The organism is Sphingobacterium arenae, assembly GCF_014692505.1.
In the GTDB taxonomy this organism is placed as follows: Bacteria; Bacteroidota; Bacteroidia; order Sphingobacteriales; family Sphingobacteriaceae; genus Sphingobacterium; species Sphingobacterium arenae.
Genome location: NZ_JACNYK010000001.1, coordinates 978,432 through 1,002,497, shown reverse-complemented (window position 1 = coordinate 1,002,497; position 24,066 = coordinate 978,432). Strand labels below are relative to the sequence as shown.

Genomic DNA, 24,066 nt, shown 5'->3' with positions numbered 1-24,066 from the left:
TTTAAATCATTCTACGGGATCAAATTGCAAATAATCCATCGTGATCAAACGACCATCCAGTGATAATATACGCAAGGTATGATCTGCAGTTTCTGTAAATTCTACGGTGCCCATCGCTTGCGTTAGATTTCGCTCTTCTCTGGAGTTCGATATGACCAACCGAGCATGGATTATCTCATTATCAAGAATAAAAGCACAGATACCCGTATGGGCCGAATGCTTAGGGCTCGGCCAGACAAAGGATACTTTATATCGTCCTTTGACGATGGTCGGGCTTTTAAACTCGATCCAGCCCGACTCACCCAGTTCAGCACGAAGGTGGTCATGGTTCAATAGGGCATACCAATTCCCCTCCGATGGTCTATTGTTGCGATAGGTAAGTACATTCGACTTGTATTCCGGACGTGCAGACCAGGTGATATTCGTTAGTTCATTGGCTGTAAATGTTTTATTATACTGTGATCCTAAATTGGAATTACGGTATTGGCTAACATTTGCTTCAATATCGGGGTAATCGGTCAATTCCCATATCACCTGAACTTGCTCTGGGGAAAATAAAGGCATCCAGTTGTTTACTTCGTGGACAACACCGTTTTTACAGGCGATATTCATCTCCACGAAGGCAATGGACTCCCCGGTTTCGACATCTTCATTGAGCACTAAACCAGCGCCACTTTCAGAAACCTTAAGCAATTCATGGGGAGCCATGGTCTGCAGGTTCATTTTAGTGCCATTTTCCGAGAATTTTCCCAGATCGGCATATGAACGCTGCTGATCCAATAAATGGTATGAAACATATTTATTCAATGGGTTATCCGGGTTTGTATAATCGCTGCCTGCCGACACCTCGAGTCGCTCCAATAAATCCTGTATGCCATGGATACCTGCTTTAGTGTAGGTCTCATTGCTTACAACAAAGGCTGTATATTTAAACCGTTGCTGAATCGGATTTCCTAAAGGATCGGTCGTTTCGGTGTATACGGTTTCCAGTCTTTCCTTATATCCGGTTAGATCTACCAGCTCCTTGAACAGGCTCCAATGTTGTTGTGCTTGCAACCGGTCATAAACGGTCTCCACCAACGGAACCAGCACATCATCGATACTATGAATGATACCATTGGTCGCTTTAATATCATAACTGTTGAATCTCGACACGCCATTCAGATAAACTGCCTCTAACCCCCCATTTCTAAAGTCAACAAATAAGTTATCGTCCGTCGCATTGAGTTCGTTAATGGCGCCACTTTGAAACTGTGCAAATTCTACTTTTGCATTCGGAATTAAATGATATCGAACCAAATAAGCAGCCTGTTCTTCCGACATTTCCGATATCGCCCCCAAGTTTGTTGCTTTTAGGTAACGTTCTACCCCTTCGTTAACTGGAACGAAGTGGGTATATATGGCATCGAGATTTAGTGTATTATATAGGTTTGCTTTTTGCAGTACCTCTACCCAAAGGCTGTATTTGTCTTCGTTGTTTTTCAGGTAAAGAGCGATTGGTGTCTCTTCATACGCGGTATAGGTGTTGTTTTCAAAAGCATCCTTACAGGAACTCACCAACGTGAGCATCCAACCCAGAAAGATCAAGAGCCCCCAGCTCCAAATTTGTTTTTTTGTGTTCATCTCTCTTAATTTAAGTGTTCATAATAGGGGTTCTGTACTAAAAGCCTATTGAAGCGCAATTCATCGATGTGGATCGGCAAGTAGTGTGCATTTTCATTCATCAGCTGCGCTCGAATCACCGGCGCAGCGGCTCCGGGGTTGCCTGCTAGTACCTGTTCAATAAAATATTCTTTGTATTTATAGTTGTCTCGCTGCGCGACACGCAATAGATCAAACCAACGCTTCCCCTCTGCCAGAAACTCTTTTGCTCGTTCTTTGAGCAATGCGTCCAATAGCTGTAGCTCCGTAGTACCTGCGTCCAATGGACGAGATATCGTCGCTCTGGTGCGGACATCGGTAATGAGCTCTATCGCTGCCGGGTAGGAGCTTTCACCTTTCATGATCAGCGCCTCCGCCTTCATGAGATAAATATCGGCCATCCGGTACACAATCCAGTTTTGATCGCTAAACGAGCGTGGTACCCCCGTGCCTGCTTCCGCACCGAGATATTTCCATATTTTCAGATCGGTGGCATAAGAAGCCCCCAGCGCACGTATATCTTCTGTATCTTCCGCATATAATGACAGGGCATAATTCGAGATAATCCAGTTATACGACGCACCGAACATATTCATCAAATCGTTATTCTGCGCCTTGGAGTTATCAAACTGTATCTCGAAAATCCCTTCGTTGGTGTTGCCTTCACTAAAGATGGTGAACCAGTTATTGGTGGTATTTATCCTTCCCTGAATCAATCCCACTCGTCCCGACTCCATCACGGCGTTACAAGATATGATGGCTTTATCATATTCGCCCATCCATAAATAGACGTCAGCCAATGTGGCGTGGATAGCCCATTTCGTGGCACGTCCTTTTGTTTCCCATACCGTCGGCCAAATTTCTTTGCTATTGGCTAAAGCCGTTGTTAAATCGTGTTCAATCTGTAACATGATCTGTTCTTTGGAGGATTTCGCGACTTCGTAGGCTGCGTGGTCGTCCATATAAGGTTCAAGAAGGAGCGGTGCTTCCCCAAACGTGCGCACGATGTAGAAATAACTTAATGCTCGGAGGAAATACGCCTCTGACAGATAAGATTGCATGACGGCCTGATTAAACGAGGGATCCCTGTCCACCACATCCGGCGCATATTTCAATACCATATTGGCATAATTGATAATCTGATAAAAATTGCTCCATTTCACCAGCTTGTTGGATGGCAGGATGGACAAGCCTTTTAGCCGTATTAAGTCCATATCTACGACAAGACCCGCTACACTTAATGTATTGCCACGTCCGTCACCGAAAATTAGCATATCCTTTACCGCTTTCTGGAGTCCGACATAAGCCGCTCCTAAAACCGCTTCCGCTTCTTCTTTATTTGCCCAATAGTCATCAGTAACCTGCTGGTTTTCCGGCTTTAATTCCAGCCATTTTTGGCAAGAACTGCTTATCAACAGCACTGTGATTATTAGGAAGCTATACCATACTTTCATAGTTCTTCTGTATTAAAAATTTACATTTACGCCCAACGCAAACCGTCGTGGCCGTGGGGTGTTGGCATTATCTTGACTTAACATATATACATCGCTGGAAAGCGATACTTCGGGGTCTTGACCCGAATATTTTGTCCAGGTGTACACATCTTGTAAGGTAGCAAATACGTCAAAACGGGTGACCCCAAAGCGCTCTATGAGCGACTTAGGCAACGAATAACGTAGCGACACCATCTTCAATCGCACGAATGATGCATCTTCGACGAAACGATCTGATCCAAGATAGTTATAGCCTTCACCGTACAGCGCCCTCGGGATCATACTGGCATCACCCTCATTCCGCCATCTTCCCAATACGGCGGTACTCTGATTGCCCGTTCCGCGCATATTCTCTGTGCTCATCCGAATTTTGTTCACCACTTTCTGTCCGAATCGTCCGTGGAAAAAGGTGCTCAAACGGAACCCTTTATAATGGACATCAATTCCTCCACCGGCAGTAAAGAGCGGCATGGCATTTCCCAAGTAGACAATATCATACTGATTGATAACCCCATTTCCATCAATATCCTGATATTTGGCATCGCCCGCAAATACACGTCGATCTCCATTCCGGGTGAACACGGCTTCTCCATCGAGATCCCGAATAACTTCGCCATTCAGATCCCGGGCGTAGGTTTCTTCTATATTTTGATACACACCTTGATACCGATAACCATAGAATGAACCCAAAGGATTTCCTTCTACAATTTTGTGCGCATAATTTTCGTTGTCAAAATCATAGCGTTCAAACTCCATATTATCCGGCAATTCCAGCACGGTATTTCTATTCTTGGAAATATTCAGGTGGCTAAAACTCAAACCAAAGTCTTTACTACGAATGGCCTCGACATTCAGAATTAACTCCCATCCTTTATTCTCCATTTTGCCAGAATTGTAGAAGCTCATTTCTGTGAATCCGGTCGAGGACGGCAGTTTTACATCTTTCTGTAATAAGTCGGTGGTCACGCGGTTATAAATTTCACCGGTAATGGTCAACCTGTTTTTAAAGAAGGCCAGATCAACGCCGAAATCGGTTTGTGTAACCGTTTCCCATTTGAGGTTGTCGAGCTGCATGGATACAGGCCTGATGGCTGTCATGTCCCCATAACCGGGGGTAATCGGTTCAAATACGCCTAAATAGGTATAGTTACCCCGTGGCGAGTTACCGGTTTTCCCCCAGCTATAACGTAGCTTGACCATATCAGCGATACCCAATTTCTTGATGAACTCCTCGTCACCAAGATGATAAGCCACCCCGAGCGCAGGGAATCCCTTCCAACGATGCTGCGCAGAAACTGCGGTACTAGCTTCCCAGCGATAGGTTCCGTTAATTAAATATTTATTTTTAAATCCGTAATGCACACTGGAGATCACACCAATATCTCTTCCCATCGAGTTACCGGATCCCATTTTTGCAATCGCTCCGCCTGAAGTGGGATCACTCAGTGAGGAAGATGCATTTCCGGAGGTCTCGCTGGCATAACTAAAGTTTCTGGACTCTCGCGTCTGTACCAAGGCGGCCCCGACAATACTGTGATCTTGTTGAAAAGTCTTATTGTATATAAATTTATTTTCTGTTGAAATATATAAGTTATCGGTTAGCGCATCTGTACTTCTGTTGAAGAACGGATCTGTCCAGATCACTCCGGTTACGGATTGTGGCAAATACTTTTTATTCTTGGTGGAACGGGTATCAAAGCCTACCGTAGCAGTATATTGCAGTTCAGGAAAGATCTGATACTGTGCTCTAAAAATAACACGCGCCTGCTCTCCAGAAGTTTTATTAACCGATTCATTGACCATCGCGACAGGATTGTACATACTTTCTTTTTCATCCCCAATAAAACTTCCCTGGAAATTAAGACGCGGTGTAAAATACTCGTCGGTATAATTACCGTACGCATCTATAAAGTACGGACTCATGTTCGGCATCTTCGTCATCGCCATGCCACGTGGTGTCTGAATCTTCCCCGTCCAAAAATTGTCGCGGTTACTCAATGAATACGACATATCCGCATTGATATTAAATTTGTTCGAAAACTTATAATTCACGCTTACCAAGGAATTGTAGCGGTTCAATCCCGTTCCCTTTGTCGTTCCGACATCGTTCAAGTAGCCCAAGGATACACGGTAAGTGGCCTTATCTCCTCCGCCGCTGATCGACAAAGAATTGTCGACAAAATACCCGACTTGGGTAACCTGATCCATCCAATTGGTATTTTGGTTATATTCTTTAAAATAAATCCATGACGGATCGTAGTTGATCTCTTGGGTATTATACAACAACGAGAGATAAGGAAGTGCGCGCTGATACCCCAAATCGTTTACGGAATTCCAGATCGCATCCTGTATCATGGCGACATATTGTCCACCATCCAACATCGGAATGGTCTCTGCCTCTCGTTTGACGTCGACTTTACTGGAAAAGGCAAATCGTGTTTTCCCCTGTCGGCCTTTTTTGGTTTTAAAGAGTAAAACACCATTCGCACCACGCGATCCCCATATCGCTGTTGCCGCCGCATCTTTCAGTACTTCGATCGATTCGATATCCATCGGCGAAATGTTGATTAACGCGCCGAAATCCTCATCATTGGCTGTCGAGAAATTAAAATCACTGGAAATCTCCGTTGGATAGGGTACACCGTCGACAACGATTAAGGGCTCCGAATTTCCATTGAGCGAGGAGGTTCCGCGAATACGGATCGAGCTACGCGCTCCGGGATCGGCACCGGAAATAATATCTACGTTGGCCAACCGTCCTTGCAGACCACTTTCAATAGAAGCAAAAGGCATGGTTTCCAAAGCTTTCATATCGATACTCTCGGTTGCCGAAACCTGATTCCGGTAAGAAATACCCATGGCATTCCTTTGCTGATCTCCCGCGCCGGTCACCACGACCTCTTCAATAGACTTATCGTCAACTTGTAAAGTCACATTCACTTCAGCTTGCCCCGTATAAGGGATCCGCTGTGAAATGTAGCCTATACACGCAACTACAATTGTCAAATCACTTTCTGCGGGCACCTCGACACTATATTGTCCTTGGGCGTCTGTGGAAGCCCCCCTTAAGTTTCTATTATCTTTGTTTTCTACAAAGATCGAAGCCCCCTGTAGCGCTTCATTTCCCTGACCTTTTATATTTCCCGTCAACACATTGGATGATTGACCGACGACCAGAGAAATAACGCTAAAACATGTTATTAAGGTTAATATATATCGCCTCATTTATCTTTTTTTAAATGCTAAACCTAAAATATTTTAATCCGTTATCGTTTTAACAGCTTGTTTATTCGATAAACAGCTCCATCACTGAATACCTGCGGAAAATCTCCTAAAATCGGGACTATGGTACCATCCGAATCAATTAACTCGAGATTTGTTCCGCGATCTGCTAGACTGATCTGCCGGTATCCCGAAGCTCCCAGTCGCAAAGCCGTATCCCATGTTCCCTGAACACCAAATCCCGGAAATGGATAGTCGCCCAAAGAGTTATCCGGAACAGATACAAAATAGGATTTCAGGTATGCTGCCAGTTCCGATTTTTCAGTCGGGATGCTACCATCTTCCAAACCAGCTAACACCGTCTCGTTATCTGGCGCAAAGAGTAGAAAGCGATTACCAAACAGGAAAGACAAGGAGTTCCCGACTTCCATCAATCCGGCACGAGCTAGTAATTTGGAGAATTCGGCATAGGGATGTAGCACGTTCACAGAAGATTCTGCACTGATCAACGTAAACTTGATCGTTCTCGTTTCCGCACCCATCGCTACCTGTGTTTCCATACTCCGACCGTTGTACCATGCACCTTCGATAATACGGGTACCTACATCTTCGTGCCCGTTATAGGTAGATGTAGAGTATACTTTTCCGTCCAGCACATAGACATAGTTAAACGGATTTCGGGTGCGGTACACTTTTTTCCCCTGTAGGGAGGTGATTTCATCGTATACAATATGGTCTGAAACAAAGTTCTCCATTTGATTTTGGGATAAGGCCACGAGGACGCCGTCCGAGTTTTCAACCAACACGTATTCGTCGCCAAATACTGCTGGATTTCCCTCCGTCCAAAACAGCTGGCTATCTCCAATATAAGTATTCTGGATAACCACGTTGGTCGGTATAAAAAGTGTAAAGTCGATATCATTACTCGCTAAGGTTTCATAAAGGCCGGATTGGAACAGCATATACATGAAAATTTTGTAATTCGGATTCCGGAATGCCGCACCGGTTACACTATTGAACATATCGGGCACCAATACTTTATCCAAGCCATAGAAAGCGCCATTGGAGGCAATAGCTTTTTGTTTTACATCGTTGTCTGGATCAAATACGATCGGCGTACCGAAAGCCGTCTTGATATCGGGATTCTTTCCGATTTCGGACGGGAAGACAATACTCCCCGCATACACATGGTTATACATTAACAACAATAGGGGCAGTAGATCTACTTGGCTCAGCGACGTATAGTGTTCGGCCAAATAGCTATCAAAAAAGCTTTCCAAGGCTCTGTTATTTGGCGCAAACACATTAAACCCTCTATAAGCCAGTCCGGCTAAATCAAAATAGGCGACCGCATCTGACAACCCATAGGTGGTCCATTCGGACGCGATAGATGGCAACGCACCGTGCGACACATTAAAGAGGGAGTCTCCCGCTAGCGCATAGTCTCTGCTCGTCTCCTCATCATAAGTGAACGTCCGGTAACGATCGTAGATAGTCAAAAAATCCTTGTATTCGGGATATTCTTCGAGCGTTGCATGCAAGGTTTTCAACGGCTTCAAGACTTCGTCGACGATGTAGATATATCCGTTATCGCTGGGAATGGAATACTCGGTTACTCCGGCATTTCCCACGTTAAAACCGCTGTCTCCTTTCCAGGTTCCGCTGCCAAAGAAATACCCGTAGTTGCTTGCAGCATCAATACCTTTGGTCTGAAAATGTGTTGGAGATAAAACCGGCAGAAATCGATCCTTGTTGAATACTTTTCGCTGCTTTCCGGTAATCTGATCCAGCTCTATGCTGATGGAATCTGAGCTACGCGTACGATGTTTGTAATAGAGTCCCGCCATATTGGGCTCTCTCGCTTCGCTGCCGTTGGGCTGATAATTGACCAACATGTCTTTATTGAAGGCGTAGTAGACTAAGTGGTAGCCAATCAGCTTTTTCAATTCTTGTTGTGGAACTTGGGCTACCGAAGACCACTTGTTTTCGGCCAGATATCGCTGAAACGCTTCGTCGGACGGAGCAAAAACCGTGGCGATGGTTTTTCCATCGAGGACCTCTTTAAATCCTGCCCGTTCTGCTGCTTCCAAAAACAGGGTAAACTGGCCCCTATCTTCCAAGATTTCCCAACTATTGCCTTTTAGCCAATCCGGACGTTCGTAATGCGAGACCAGTTCTTTCTTGGAACATGCCACAAAACAAGCTATAAATACACTCATCGTGTACAGTAACAGTTTTCTCATGGATTAATTGGTTTACTGAATTGTTAGTTATTGTTTATTATTTATTCTAGTCTATCTTATTGTTTTGCAAGATGATGGAGATAAACTTCTATATTCAAATATCCCCGGTATCTTGGATCGTTACTTAACTGAAGGGCATCTGCCTTTTTATTTTTATCCAAACCTAGACGAATTTCCCATTCGTCGGGAATACCATCATTATCGGTATCTATTAATGCTGACTCATCCGCTAGATCACCCAATCCAGCATTACTTAACGGTAAATCTGACTCGTCATAAACATAAAGTCCGGAGACACCTTTACTAGATAGCTCATCAATTAGCAAAGCATCTACCTGATCTCGTTTCGGCCGTGTTGCGCCAACTTGATTAATCAGATAAGAAACTACTTCTTGTGCTTGCAACGCCGGCGATACGGAGGGGTAATCGGCATAATCGGCCTTTGTTTTAAAATTTTTCAACGCCAACCCTGGATACCATTGCTCATCCTCTTCTATCAACACGCCATCTAATATCCCATTTTGGTTGTTATCGTAATAATTGCCCGTTTGATACAGGTTAAAATTCTCGTTCCCTCTCGAAAACGGACTTTGCTTGTCCCTCGGTGTGGCAGGACCACCAATAAAATAGTTGTTTAGTATGAGCGCATTAGAAATCATCTCCGAATTGCCACCTAAAATATAAGCGTCTGCTGACAACTGATGTTCATTCTTGGTCTTATTGGCGTTACCAAAATTGTAGACAACATTATTTACAAACTCACTGGTCCCTTTTACTTTCGGGTTACGCGTCTTATTACTGATATAAAGCGACTTTAGTATGGAAAGCTTACCTCCAGTTTGCATCAACCCGCCTGCAGAATGATTATAGCGATGGAGCCCCTGCGCAATAATGCAGTTCTGAAGGGTTATACTATCGGGCTCCACGCCCTTCTTATCCCAGCTAACGGAGAAAACTTCATCTAACCCCCATGAAAACGACATGTGATCCAAGATTATATTTTTACCGTTTGCGATGCCGGACGCATCCTCATTTTTTCCTGCGCCTGCGTTAGCACCCAAGCGGATCCGCAAAAAACGCGCGATCGTTTCGTTAGCGCCGGAAAAGGAAACTTTTCGCCCATACAAAACAACCCCGTCTCCGGGAGCAGTATGTCCCGCAATGGTCGTGTAAGGGGCAACGGTTATGTTGTTTTTTAAACGTATTACACCTGCAACCCTAAAGACAACAAAACGTCCGGGCTGACTTACTGCCTCCCGAAAGGAACCCGGGCCATCGTCTGCAAGGGTAGTCACGAAATAAACACGGGGCTCTTCGTATCCTCTTGCACCTTGTGCAAAACGTCCAAATCCTTCTGCTTCCGGAAAAGACAGCAACGACTGCGCCTGTAATACGGAACTTAGGGTGAATAAGACCCCGATAAATAATCCGCTGATTAGGTTCAAATCTCTCCTCATCTTAGTTAGTTTAAGATAGGCTTAAAAAAAGCCATTATTTCACTGTCTATATTTTGGTGTTTAGTTGTTACATCCGTTTATCTGAAAACGATGTATGTGTTATTTCACATAGTCAAATGTAGGATAAGTGTATTTTTTTTACTTTCAAAAATTGACACAATGCGTTTAAAAATTGACAAGGCACTTTTTTTAAACGTTTTAACCGAGAATTGCTGCTAAAGCGTCGGTGTATCAGGAAGCGACACACCAACAATCACTCTTTTTTTTTCAAATAATCAGATGGGGAAACCTGATACATCTCTTTAAAGCAGGTACTGAAATATCCTGAACTGTTGAACCCCACTTTGTAGGCAACTTCCGTCACTGTAAGCTCACCTGTATCCAACAGCTGCTTGGCGCGTTTCAATCTAATGTCCCGAATAAACTCTACCGGAGACATGTTTGTTAGGCTTTTTAGTTTTTTATAGAACGTGGTTCTTCCCATCGCCATCGCATTTACGGCCACATCAATAGTAAACGAGGTGTCCGACATCTGGTTTTCAATAATTTGGATAACCTCTCGCAAAAAAGTTTCGTCTTTAGACGTGATGACGACTTCCGTAGGTTCCAGTTTCAGTATCGTTTGCTTATCGACCATAGCGGCAACCACCTGCTGTCGATTTTTTAAAAGATTCCGCAGCAAATACTTGACATAATCAATGTGAAAAGGTTTGGTGATATAAAAATCAGCGCCGTAGGATAGGCCTTTTATTTGATCCTCTATAGCGGACTTCGCTGTGAGTAAAATGATCGGGATATGGCTCGTTTCCATATCATTTTTCATCATTCCCAGCATTTGGATACCGTCTATTTCCGGCATCATGACATCCGAAATAATGACGTCCGGTTTCCATTCCCGAGCTTTCTCATAGCCTTCCCTGCCGTTGCTGGCTTCGTATATAGTATACACCGTTTTGAATTCATCAACCATAAAGCGCCTTAACTCCGGATTATCTTCGACCAAAAGTAATTTAAGAAGATCTTCTCCTTCTTTTTCGTCTGCACCTGTTTCGCGTACCCCGGTCGGCACATCAGCGCTTTCTTTTTCTTTACGGGTGTCCGGATTTTCTTCCAACAGATCTCGCGATTCAAAATGGACATTGTCTTCCAAAAATTTGATGGTGAAGGTCATCCCCCCGTCATCGTTTATTTCCGCAACGATCGTTCCACCATGCAACTGCATAATATCTTTTGATAAGGCCAAACCGATTCCGGTGCCTTTAAACGCTTTGTCTTGCGAATTTCCTCCTTCGTAATAAGGCTCAAAAATAACTTCGAGCTGATCTTTATGAATGCCATCGCCTTGATCATGTACCTGAACGAAGATATGCTCTCTTTCTTTTTCGGCACGGATAACAATCCGACTATGGTGTGGAGAAAACTTGATCGCGTTGGATATCACATTAAAAAATACAATATCCATCTTCTCCTCATCAAACCATACCGGGATTTCCGGTTCGTTCGTAATCATTTCCAAGGAAATCTGCTTATCCTCCACGATATCCGCGAAATTATCCAACAATTGTGTCAGAAAGCCCACCAATTCTACTTTTCTCACATTCAACTGCGCCTTTTGTTCTTGAATCTTACGGAAATCCAGCAGTTGATTGACAAACCGAACCATACGGTCTGTATTCCTATTGGCCACGTGCAAGTATTTAACACCTTTTTCTGATAACGTTTCCGTCTGCTTCAATTTAAGTAATGGGTTGACGATAAGCGTTAAAGGCGTCCGCAATTCGTGTGAAATATTTGTAAAGAATTGTATTTTCAATGCCGCTATTTTCTTCTCTAAGGCTACTTTGTGCTTCAACCTTATCATCGTGAAAATAATCCGTCGAACAATCTCCAATGCACCGACAACCAAAATAATATAACAAACTATCGCCCAACCACTTAACCACCAAGGTTTGTTTACGATGACGGCTATACTTTTTTCCGGTATGTTTGCAAAGTGTCCGTTGCTGGTCGTCTTCACCCGAAACGTGTAATTCCCGGGCGGGATTTTGGTATAGGTAGCTTTCTTCTGATTTTTCACGAAGTGCCAGTCTTTATCATACCCCTCTAATATATAAGCATAGGATATATCATCTGGCGTCCGATAATCCAACACCGTGTACTCAATGGTAATCACATCCTGATCGTGTCGAAATACAATTTTGTCCGCATAATTAATGGATGTTTTCAGTGGCGATTCGGGATCCTGAATACCGATCTCTTTATTGTATAATTGACTACCCGTAAACACCATATTTCCGGGGAATTTTTCATTCACGATTTTATCCGGATAAAACGATATATAGCCGTCCATTCCTCCAAAAAAGATCTCTCCTTTATCGGTTTTGAGACAAGCCGCCTCGGAAAAGCCCACTTTAGGGAGTCCGTTGTAGGTATTGTAATTTCTGAAATCTTCTGTTACCACGTTCATCACCGCAATACCATTTTCCGTAGTCATCCAAAGATTTTGATGATTATCCTCGATGATGCTTAGTATAATATCATTTGGCAAACCCTGTTCTTTGGTAAAAGCTCTAAATCGCAGATCCTCATTAAAATGACCGGGTTTATTCAGAACTTTACTCAAGCCTCCACCAAAAGTACCTATCCAAACTTGATCATCGCTCGATTTAAAAAGGTACATGATGTCGTTATTCCCCAAACTACTTTTATCTCCCGATATCTTTACGGTGGGTATAAATTTAATGTCATCGGGATTTCCGTCAGGATCGAACCGCAGGAGCCCGTCGGTCGTTCCTAACCATATCTTCTTATCCGGTCCTTCTATGGCGTGCCGAATCACCTGAAAGGCACGTTTGGGATAGTGCTTAAAAGAATTGTTAATGTTTTTAAAATGCACCTTCCCCTTTTCCTCGATCAATAGATTGGGACCTTTCTGAAAGGTAAAGATCCACAACCTACCTTTGTTATCTTCGGTAATGTTATAAATCTGATTGCTGCTCAGACTCCGGATGTCCTTGGGATCGTTCTTATATCGGACGACTTTATACTTCGTTCGCTCTTCATTTTCAGGTTCTAGCTTAATTAGCCCATAGCCTTTAGTACCCATCCAGATGTTCTTCTGCCGATCTTCCGTGATACAATATATACTACCTGGAATTTGGCTATTATTAAGCACTTTTACATCGCCGTTTTTATGGAAATATACTTCACCTCGCTTATTCGTAATCCATATCTTTCCGTCGGAATCCTGCAGTATGGCCCTTATTTCATTATCAAACCGGTCCGGAGAGGTATTGACCAAACGGTTATGTTGGAAGTTGTCAGAAAAAAATGTTGCTTTATTCACCCCGCCATTTCGGGTACAGAACCATAATACTCCTTTTTTATCCGAATATGCTGCAACGATATTATTTGAAAACAGGCTATTCGGATCGGCGGGATCATTATAGAAGTAGGTCAGTTTATTTGTACTTCCTGTGTACCTACCAAATCCCCCTCCTTTTAAGCAAACCCATACCGTTCCCTTAATATCTTCAAAGACTTTAAAACTTCGGTCGTTTATGATCCCTTCTTGCGTTATAAAAGGTAAATTATGTTCTTTCTTTTGTACAAAAGCGTCGAATGTGTCGGTCGATGGGTTATATAAAACGGCTCCATCTTTTTCGGGTTCTAACCAAATATTTCCGGTTCCATCTTCATATATGGACAAATAACTCATTTGCCTATTTTTATGCTGCAGGGTTCCATGTCGTGTGTCATAAATCTTCAAGCCGTGACCGGGCATGGTTAGATAGATCTCGCCTGTTTTAGAGACTAACATATCGGAAATTTCGCTATCTCCTATCCGCTTCCGGGTAAAGGTTTTCGATGACGGATCATACACCGCCAAAATACCATCTGTTGTTGCGAAAAACAATTTTCCTTCTGCATTGGTCGCGGCATGTGTGAAGTTATGTTGGTGTCCATACACCTGATTTTTAGGTCCCATAAGGGGGGTATATTCTTTATTCTCTTTGATCAAACAGATTAGACCACGTTTCGTTCCGAACCAAACCCGATGGCTAAGATCTTCAAATATGAAGTTCACGTTGTTTCCCAGATAAGCGGTCTCCATACTGTAATTTACGACCTGTACCTTTCCATTCGCTAAGTCTGATACACATATCGCACTATTGTCTTCCGTGGTTAACCACACATCCCCATTAGCGAGCGGAATAATGCTTGAAATAAAGGCATGTTCCAAACTTCCTCCTTTATCTGTCATCGTAATCGGCAAAAATTCTTCTTTGCGCTTGTCAAAGCGATATACTTTTTTATCGTAAGTTTTCACCCATAAGTATCCACGTTTATCTTCAACTATTTCCCTTATTTTATTACTTTTTAAAGTTGACTGATCTCCAGGTCTGGATTTATAAACGACAAATTTATTGCCATCATAACGATTCAGTCCATCCCAAGTCCCGAACCATATAAAACCTTCCCTATCTTCTACTATACAAGAAACCCCATCATGAGACAATCCATTTTCGGTGGAATAGGTCCTAAATCTAGGTTCTCTCGCGATTCCCAGCGCATGAAATACAAGGATCAACAGTATCAATATCACTGCACTCCAAGCTTTTTTAATTTTTGCAGTCATTTATATAGGCTCAATGCTATCGTCATTTTGGTTTACAATTTCTAAATATAAACCATTCCTTAACATCACGCATCATGTAGTATCCTGCTCGGTGTTGTATTACAAAAAACAGGCTGTCCACGAAGGAACAGCCTGTTGAAAAGTAAACAATATAAACTTGTATGGTGACTTAATATGTTTGCCCGTCTACCCCAAAAATCGCTGCATCCGTTTTCGGATCGGTTTCGTAGTATTGAATAGCGCTATCATTCATTTTTGGGTATGCTTTTTTGATCAGCATAATCATCTCTGCTCCTGCCAACAACGCGGGTCCATATCCATGTGCCGCATAGGCATTTACCGGACGGTGGTAATAATAGGCCGGATCAAAAGCCATACCTGTACCGACACAGGTACCCTCTACCTGTCCTTTCGCATTGATTTGCGTGGACACGGCGCTCCATCCCAATTGTGCTACCGGTCCGTAGGATATGACATCCAACCAGCCTTTGTTGATGCCCCGCGCGATACAGTATACATAGATGGCCGTAGCCGAAGTCTCTAGGTAGGAATCATTTTTATCCAATAACTGGTGCCAGAAGCCGGTACCTGATTGGTAAGGCGTAATACCTTTGACATGCTTTTTATAAATATCGAGTATATCCGCTCTCTCCGGGTGATCCAGCGGCAATACATCCAGCACTTCGGTTAGTGTAAGCAACGCCCATCCGTTGGCACGTGCCCAATGAAAAGCGGGGTGGCTATCTGCACTTTCGATCCAGCCATGCATATACAATCCTTTTTCCGGCACGAACATACGTTTTGTAAATTGCTTTATCTGGCGTACAGCTTCGTCGAAATAACGTTTCTCGCCGGTGTACCTCCCCATTTGTGCAAGTGCTGGTATGCCCATATACATATCATCCAGCCATAAACTGTTCGCCTGTGGACGCATACGGGCGAACGTGCCATCGGCCAGACGGTGTTCTTTATTTTGAATAAAGTCCATGTAATTGTTGATCAGATCCTTGTAATCTACACCAGATGCCGTATGGCTAAATTTCACCATCGCGGCACACATAGCACCGGCATCATCCAACGAACCAGGCAATATCACTTGCCGGATTTGCCTATCCACCACATGGTGTTCTTCGTGCAGGCGCCGGAAATGCGGAGCCACGTCTGATAGAAAATCAAAGCGTTTCGCTACGTACTCCCTATATTTCGGATCTGCTGTTGCTTCCGCTGCCTCCAACATACCCGCATAGGTCACTCCCCATTCGTAACTTGCCAGACGAAAGTCACCTTTTTCCAATTGGGCATGTTTATTTAGTTGTGTGTAGTCCGTAATATCCTTTCCTGTTATAGTATCTAGTACACGGGTAGGTGTCTCTTCATCCAGATAAACAAATATCCGATCAAGATGCTGTTTAATTTCCGCTGCGGTCCACTCTTTATAGGGTGTGGTATATTCTGGCGCCAACAGGTGCAGCGGAGTATTCGAATCGTTGACCTTCGTCTCTTGTGTGGTCGTCTCTTGACATGACATCATTCCTACTATGGAAATGAGTCCTATTGATAAATACGCGGTTCTCATATGTTCGTTAATCATTTTATCGTTCTTTTCAAGGGAATCAAGGTTACCTCACCAGAAAGACCAGAGATTTTCGGGCTCCAATTTCGGGCAGAAAATATACCATCTTCCCCTCTATTTTCTGCCCTTCTAGCAGAAAAATTGATGTTATAAAATTTTCGCCAAGTCATTCCTTGTTTATCCATATAGGCTATGCGGTTGGCCATCAGATTAGATACAGCAATTTTTAAGGTGTCGGCCTCACGCAAAGCATTTGCCGGTATTTCCAGTTCGTATGGCGCATTCAGCAGGGCACCAATATGCTTATCATTCAAATACACCGCAGCACTTTCATGCACATTATCCAAACGCAACAACCAAGCGTCGGTACTTTCCGATAAGGACGGAATAATCGTCATATATTCCGCCGTCCCAGAAAAATGTTCATAATCGCTACCATAATTCACCCAGGACTGCAATTTGTCTGTCGAGACACTTTCCGGCAAGGTAGGACCTCCTTTAATAAAATCAATCTTCCAGTCTGAGAGGGCGACAGTATTGTCCAATATTTCGTAGAAAGGGTATAATTCTCCCGTATAAATATCCTTAAATGTCTCCACGACAATCGATTCTTCGGGACGAATACTTACATATATGACGGTTTCTCTTTCATCTGATTTGGTAAACGCATACCCTTCCGCACCTGTCATCGGGTTATATAATGCAGCCGAAGTGTAATCAGCCTGTAGGGCAATCCATCCCTTAAACAATGTATCGGAGGTATTTTTGATAAAATAATAGTAGTTACCATCATCTTTCAGACGACGAATCGATTGTAAACCATCGTTGTAAAACGATTCAGGCTGAACGCCGGAATATGTGACAAGCTCCGGGAGCTCTTCAGCGACCACAATTAATCCTTTTCCATAAGCCGCCATACGCCGGTTGCCTTCCTGTTTAAACGGTAATTCGTTTTTCAAATGTGCTATCTTCTGCGTTCCCTCTGACTTTCCGCGCATACCCGGAGCGGCCTTTGGAAGATCTTTCACAAATAACAAAGTTGCTCCCTCATTCGCCAAATTAATCAGTTTTTCAAAGGTCTCAGCCGGCATAAGGGACGCTTCCGGAATTAAAATAGTTTTATAGCTATTCCCATTTGTAAGGAGTTGATTATCCGCGTAGGTAACATCCTGCAATTGTTGATCGGAAATAGCATCCCAGGAATATCCATTATCCGACAAGTAATCCCCACAGACCTTGAGACTGAGATCGTCAAATAAGGTGTTGGAATGAAAGTGTTTCAACATGTAATTCCCTCGTTCTGACCAGTGGTCGGCAACATTAAAATAAACCAGTATATCATTGGCTGGACGCCCTGCTTGCAGGAAACTCTGGGAACGGGCGACGTATTGGTTTAATGTTTTAAAATCGTCCCACAGACTATTGGTCGGCGTAAAATGTACCGCTGCATAAAAAAGCCATCCTGGCCACATAGCTTCTTGTGGAGAATAAGCCGTACCATGATAAAAGATATGATTTACGCCAGAGAGAAACATGTTATCTACCGCATTCTTTACATCCCCCCAATTCGACTCAAAATGTTCATTAAGCCAAGTGGCCGATTCGGAGGAAATCAGCTTTTTACCCGTAACATGTGCGGCTGAGGCGGCACTTTTAAGGTTAACGATTTCGCGGCCTTCGATTTCGGGCACGTCGCTGGCTGCGTACAAATCCAACACATTTGCCGGCGAACCATGCGCCTGATTACGGATGCCTTTACCCTGTGCACTCGCCCATTTCTGCCATGGTTTGGTATAGTTTTCTAACAAAAGCTGACTTATCGTCCAGCGGTAATCATATATAACGCGGCCGTTCATTTCCTCCGTATCTTGCCCTAACAAGGCAGGAATATAGTTGCTCAAATCGTAGTCATTTAGCTGCTGGAATGCGGTAAAGAAGTCCGGAGTCCAATTGGCTTCGCCATGTGCGTCGTCCACTTCATAGGAATCGTTAAAATAGTATCTTAGATAGCTGAGATCATGATTTTTGAACGCTGTATCAAACTTATCCAAATATCCGTCTAACGCTGATCTCGAAAAATGATCGATCACATTTCCTTCTCCTCCAGGACCAGCACGCTCTACCTGTTTGCCGTGCAAACCTTCAAACAGTGCACAAATCACCCACTCTCCCTCGGGAACTACCCATGTCAGCTTCCCATTTTTTACCTGATTCGTCAGGTCGATCTTCTCTGTAAAACCATCTTGACCAGACTTATGTGCCGAAACCAAAATCAGCGGCAAAGGCTTCTCCAAGCGCACCTGATCGAAAGCGTATTCTTGCAAATCGCCATAAGTTGACAACGGTTCTTTTACATCGTTGATTTGCACCTTCTTTCCGTCTTGCATACGCAGGACAGGTTGCTGCATATACGCTATGTTTGTTGAAAATGTTTCTCCACCGGCGACGTTAAACACTTGCGAAGTGAAATATCGAGATGCTGTTTCCGCGCCGACCCAAGGTCCACCGAATGGCCATCCTGATGCGTTCGCTAGATCTACACCTAATCCAAGTCGCTCGGATTCTTTCAACGTATATACCAACTTCTCGGTCCAATCAGGAGAAAGAAAATCAAGAAATTGTTTTTCTTCTCCTTTCACACCATAAATAGGTGTTATTTCCACGCCTCCTAATCCCGCTTCTTTATATGATTCCAATGATGCTGTTAGTCCTTTTTTCGTCACGGCACTACCATGCCACCACCAACGTGTCCACGGTCTCATTTCCGGGGTAATTTCCGGCCAGACAATCTCTCCTGTTTCCTTTAGTTGCGAATTATTTTGTTTGCAGCTGAGGAACAAAGCTATTAGACAAACGGAGAAAAAGGTGAAACATTTTATGGTAGTAGGTGTCGCGTTATTCATCAGAACGGTTTATAATATTAATTTATGATATAGTTGCCAGTCGCAATTTAGGCAAAGTATGTCGTAGAGCTATCATGCCGTATCCTGTGCAAGGATAGAAAAGAAAAGAGCTGCTCAAATAAAATCAAGCAGCTCTCTAACTCCTACATATAATAAAAACTAATACCCATTATTTTGATCGTACAGCCCTGGAGCTGTATTCATTTCTGATTGTGGAACGGGGTATAACACATAGTCAATCTGGAAATCCCGCATCTGTCCACCGGTATCTTCTTCTTCAATCCATGTGTTCATCGTGTTTTCCACTGTTCCCGAGCGAATAAGATCAAACCAACGTATCCCTTCTCCTATAAACTCGCGACGTCGTTCTTCCAGCAGTTGTGCTTTCGTAACTCCCGTTAAGGGAGATGTCAGCCCTGCTCGCTCTCGAACGAAGTTCACGATATCATCCACATCGGTATCCGTCGATCCGGATGCTCCGTTCAGTACACACTCTGCTTTAAGCATCAGTAGGTCTGTGTAACGGAACACAATATAATTGATCGGCCAATCCGTTCTACTGGTAATCGGTACTCTACTGATATCCACAAACTTCTTAATAAAAGGTCGGGTCTCCACATTATCTCCATCTTCATAGCCTTCTTGAATACTAAAACCACGACGCACATCATCTGTTTCGTATTTATCCACAAGCTCCGTCGAGACCGGTCGTATCGTCAACCCGCCCTGTGCGCCAAATCCTAAAGAACGAAACCACGTATCGGGTACGAGTACCCAGGGAAAGGTCGAACCGACTGCGGGATTGCTTCCGGTAGCATATTCAATATTAAAAATGACTTCTTCATTATTTTCATTCGTATAATCGAAAATACGGGCATAAGATGGTAACAATTCAAATTCATTACTGGCGATAATATCGTTAAATTGCTTTACTGCTTCATCCCATTCATTCGAATTCAGACCAGCGCCTTCAATGCCTAGATCAGGGCCTGACCGTGTCATGTAGACTAATCCCAACAGCATTTTTGCACTATATTTATTTGCTCTTCCCTTATCCGCGGCAGCATAATCACTCGGTGCCGGTAAATAATCTATCGCCGTATTCAGATCTTCAATAATCAAGTTATACACATCACTTACAGGGCTGCGGGGAATCGTTTTTGCTTCTGGCGCATCGACTACACGATCGATCAACGGCACCTTTCCGAAATAGCGAATGAGATCAAAATAATAGAACGCACGGAGAAAGCGTGCTTGCCCTTCCATTTGTCGACGCACATCTTCTTCCAAAATGACAGCTTCTCCTTTTTCAGCCAGTTGTTCCAAATAATTATTTGCTCTGAAAATACCCGTGAAGTTCGTTTGCCAAGCTTCTACAATATAGGGGTTCGCTGCAATATTTTGATGAAAGCTGTTTACACCTTCCCAATCGCGTACACCTCCGTCAGACACGGCATATAAATTATCCGATCGCGTTTCCGATAGGTTCATCAAACGATCCGGATAGCCTCTGGCAGAGCTGTATACAGCATTCAGTCCTTGATTGAAATCATCTACTGTTTGAAAATAAGTCTCTGCTGCAGGATCCGATATCGGTTGTTGTCCTAAGTCCATATCGCAGGACATTAACAACCCTAAACTCATTACAAAATATAATATCTTTTTCATCTCTTAAAAAGTCAAGTTTATACCAAATGTGATTGTCTTCGGCAAAGCTAATCCACCATAATCGCCGGGTTCCATATATGTACTGCTACCACTCAAATTGGTATTGGCGGATTCGGGGTTCAATCCTCCGTCATATTTGTCTTTTCCCCAAAAATTTTCTAAAGTAAGATATACACGGCCCGTATTTAACCAAGATTGTCCGGCTAAACGAATATCTTTAAAGTTATATCCGAAGGTAACATTGCGTAAACGCCAATAGTCTGAGGAATACAGCCAATCTGTATTTTTTATGCGCCCAAAGGTAGAATATGCATTTCCAACCCGACCTTCGCCAGGATCTTCTGCCGAACGCCACCTATCCCGATAGAAGCCTAGTGCATTGTCTGTCGCTCCTTGCCCGGTACGCCCTAAAGCACGACCCAAAAGCGAATAAAGGTGTCCACCATTCTGACCTTGAAACATAAAGCTTACATCGAAATTCCTATACCGAAAGTCGTTCGTGATTCCCCAGACATAATCGGGATTCGGATGCCCAACAATCACCCTGTCATCCGCATCGATCACTTTATCTCCATTAGCGTCCACGTAGCGCGGATCACCGGCTACCTGCGTACCATATAATGCGGCTCCATTATCAATATCCTGTTGCGTCAGGATTCCATCTTGTTGTACCACATAAATACTGTACATCGGTTGTCCAACCCGCAGAATACTGTGCTCAATATCGAAAGACGATGGTATCAGAATTTCTTGTTGATCACCTATCAGTTTTGTCACCTTATTCGTATTATGGCTCAGGTTAAGTGAGGTCGACCAAGAGAAATTGTCGCGTTGTATATTACGAGAGCTAATCTCTATCTCCCAACCACGACTCTGCACTTCCCCTGCATTGTCGAGCAAGGAAGAAAAGCCCGATGCAAACATGGTCGGCACGTTCAGCAAGAGGTTGCTACTCGTTCTCGTGTACCAATCAAATGATCCAGATAATCGAGAACGGAACAAAGCAAAATCCAAGCCTACATCAAAGGTCCTCGATTTCTCCCAAGTAAGATCTGGATTAATGATATTTCCCGGTGCCCATCCCGGTGCAGCAGCCCCTCCCCATGAGTAGTTTGCAGCATTCAATACGGCTACGCTGCTGTAATCGCCTATGTTATTATTACCGGATTCACCGTAACTCGCCCTAATTTTTAAATCTTGGATGAAATCGGCAGACTGTATAAAATTTTCCTCTGACAAACGCCAACCGGCCGATAATGACGGGAACCAACCCCACTTAGTATTCGCTCCAAAACGCGACGATCCATCGCGGCGCATACTAGCCGATAGCAAATATTTGCTATCAAAAGCATACTGTACACGTCCAAAATACGACAACAATAAATTCTTGGTCGCATCGGTAGAAGCCGTTGTTCCTACGGCCGCATTCAACGTCTTGACATTGCTATTTCGATACCCTCCCTGCGAGGTAATCGTAGATGCATCGAATCGATCGTAGTTATACGCATGTCCCAATAACGCTGTCAGGCTATGTCTATCACGTTCCAAATTGTATGTTAGCGTATTCTCATTGACGAAAGTCTGTTTACGATATTTATTGCTCGACCCATACGTAGCAAAATTCGGTCTCGTCGTACGCTGCGGCAGATCTCCACCGACTGTATACGGCCGGTAACGAAACGATGTATAGTCCGTATGATCTAAATTTACCGTAGTTTTAAAAACCAAGTTATCTAAAATATTATATTGGCCATATAATGTCGCTAAAATACGTGCTGTTTTGTTTTCGCCATCATAATGATCTAGTTTTGCAATGGGGTCATTTGTCGATGTACTCCAAGGATACCGCGGATTATCAAAAACATTGACCATACCCGCTGGATTTTCCTGTACGGGCGACATAGAATAAATTTGGTGTATGATATTATCTTTTCCCTCTACCCCGGGATCATTCGCTTCGGAGTATGTGGGCGCAAGGTTCATTCCAAACGCCAGCTTTTTAGTGGGTTTGACATCCACATTTGCCCGTAAGGCATAATTTTTATAATCCAAGCCGCGCACAATACCCTTTTGATCCATATAATTTCCGGACACGTAATAATTCACGTACTCCGTACCACCAGACGCGCCTAATTGATAGTTTTGTACCATTCCGGTGCGATAAGCCTCATCTTGCCAATCGATTAAATGTAGACCGGGCTGGCCATCTTGCAACCAGCGTTCGTCGAACATAAACGCGGTATTATAGGTTCCCGGATCCAAACCTAAAATTGCCCGGCGTTCGTCCATACTCTGGTTAGCGGTCCGTCCCGCGCCGGAAACCACCCACGCACTGTTAATCATTTCTATAGAACGATCTATCCACTCCTCTCCATTTAACATATCCAGTTTTCGATAAGGCGATGATGCTCCCAAATAGGTATTGAAAGAAATGGCCGGTTTTCCGGATTTTCCCCGTTTTGTGGTAATGAGTACGACCCCATTGGCAGCTCTCGATCCGTAAATAGCTGCTGCCGAAGCATCCTTTAACACCTCAATGGATTCAATATCGTTCGGGTTGATATTGTCCAGTGGATTGCCCTGCGCATAGTTTCCCGATCCATTGGGTGCTGCAGTTGCCAACGGGAATCCGTCGATTACATACAACGGTTCGCTACCGGCGGTAATAGAACCTGATCCCCGGACCTGCACACTAAGTCCCTTGCCTGGCACACCGGTTGTCTGTTTTACCCGAACACCCGACATTTGTCCTACTAATGCCTGATCGACACGTACCAATGGACGTTCCTCCAAACCTTCAGCATCAAATTTGGAAACAGGAGCAATGACATCCGAACGACGCTGCGTACCATAGCCGATAACCACTACTTCATCCAACACCTCATCTTTCGTTTTCATAACGACCGTCAATGGCTGTAATGCCTTCACGACAAGATTTTGATTCTCATACTCCACGGAGGTAAAACGTAATGTTTCACCAACCTTAACAGACACGCTGAACGCTCCATCTACATCAGAAGAAGAAGAACGGTTCCCATCTCCTAAAACCTGTACAGAAACCCCCTGTATAGGCTGCTGCAATGCGTTTACGACCTTTCCCGTCAATGCTTCCTGCGCTACCAAAACATGACTGGTACCAAGAAAAAGGGTAAGCAAACAATAAAAAAAAACGGACTCTCTCATAGATTTATCAACTTGTTATACCATAGATTTATACTAGCTCTAAA

At 43.7% G+C, this 24,066-nt stretch carries 10 protein-coding genes; all 10 read right to left on the bottom strand.

Annotated elements, in window-relative coordinates; all coding sequences use genetic code 11:
* Nucleotides 1-6 precede the first annotated feature (6 nt).
* Entirely contained in the window at nt 7-1,623 is a 1,617-nt protein-coding gene (locus H8B17_RS03780) for a fasciclin domain-containing protein (protein WP_190307811.1), read from the bottom strand.
* 5 nt (nt 1,624-1,628) lie between these two features.
* On the bottom strand, nt 1,629-3,095 hold the full coding sequence (locus H8B17_RS03775; protein WP_190307810.1) for a RagB/SusD family nutrient uptake outer membrane protein: 1,467 nt from the start codon (nt 3,093-3,095) through the stop codon (nt 1,629-1,631).
* A 12-nt stretch (nt 3,096-3,107) separates the two neighbouring features.
* A complete protein-coding gene (locus H8B17_RS03770) occupies nt 3,108-6,359 on the bottom strand; it encodes a SusC/RagA family TonB-linked outer membrane protein (protein ID WP_190307809.1) in 3,252 nt (1,083 codons plus the stop codon).
* 41 nt (nt 6,360-6,400) lie between these two features.
* Nucleotides 6,401-8,599, bottom strand: a complete 2,199-nt coding sequence (locus H8B17_RS03765) for a fasciclin domain-containing protein (protein WP_190307808.1) — start codon at nt 8,597-8,599, stop codon at nt 6,401-6,403.
* Nucleotides 8,600-8,655: 56 nt separating this feature from the next.
* Nucleotides 8,656-10,056: a hypothetical protein gene (locus H8B17_RS03760; protein ID WP_190307807.1), complete on the bottom strand. Its 1,401-nt coding sequence runs from the start codon at nt 10,054-10,056 to the stop codon at nt 8,656-8,658.
* Nucleotides 10,057-10,309: 253 nt separating this feature from the next.
* A complete protein-coding gene (locus tag H8B17_RS03755) occupies nt 10,310-14,695 on the bottom strand; it encodes a hybrid sensor histidine kinase/response regulator transcription factor (RefSeq protein WP_190307806.1) in 4,386 nt (1,461 codons plus the stop codon).
* Nucleotides 14,696-14,864: 169 nt separating this feature from the next.
* Nucleotides 14,865-16,286, bottom strand: a complete 1,422-nt coding sequence (locus tag H8B17_RS03750) for a glycoside hydrolase family 88/105 protein (protein WP_223816346.1) — start codon at nt 16,284-16,286, stop codon at nt 14,865-14,867.
* Nucleotides 16,283-19,171: a glycosyl hydrolase gene (locus tag H8B17_RS03745; protein ID WP_190307805.1), complete on the bottom strand. Its 2,889-nt coding sequence runs from the start codon at nt 19,169-19,171 to the stop codon at nt 16,283-16,285. Before H8B17_RS03745 ends, H8B17_RS03750 begins: the two co-directional genes overlap by 4 nt.
* A 159-nt stretch (nt 19,172-19,330) precedes the next feature.
* Nucleotides 19,331-20,839: a RagB/SusD family nutrient uptake outer membrane protein gene (locus H8B17_RS03740; RefSeq protein WP_190307804.1), complete on the bottom strand. Its 1,509-nt coding sequence runs from the start codon at nt 20,837-20,839 to the stop codon at nt 19,331-19,333.
* Nucleotides 20,840-20,842: 3 nt separating this feature from the next.
* Complete coding sequence (locus H8B17_RS03735) at nt 20,843-24,022, bottom strand: SusC/RagA family TonB-linked outer membrane protein (RefSeq protein ID WP_190307803.1); 3,180 nt, start codon at nt 24,020-24,022, stop codon at nt 20,843-20,845.
* Nucleotides 24,023-24,066 lie beyond the last annotated feature (44 nt).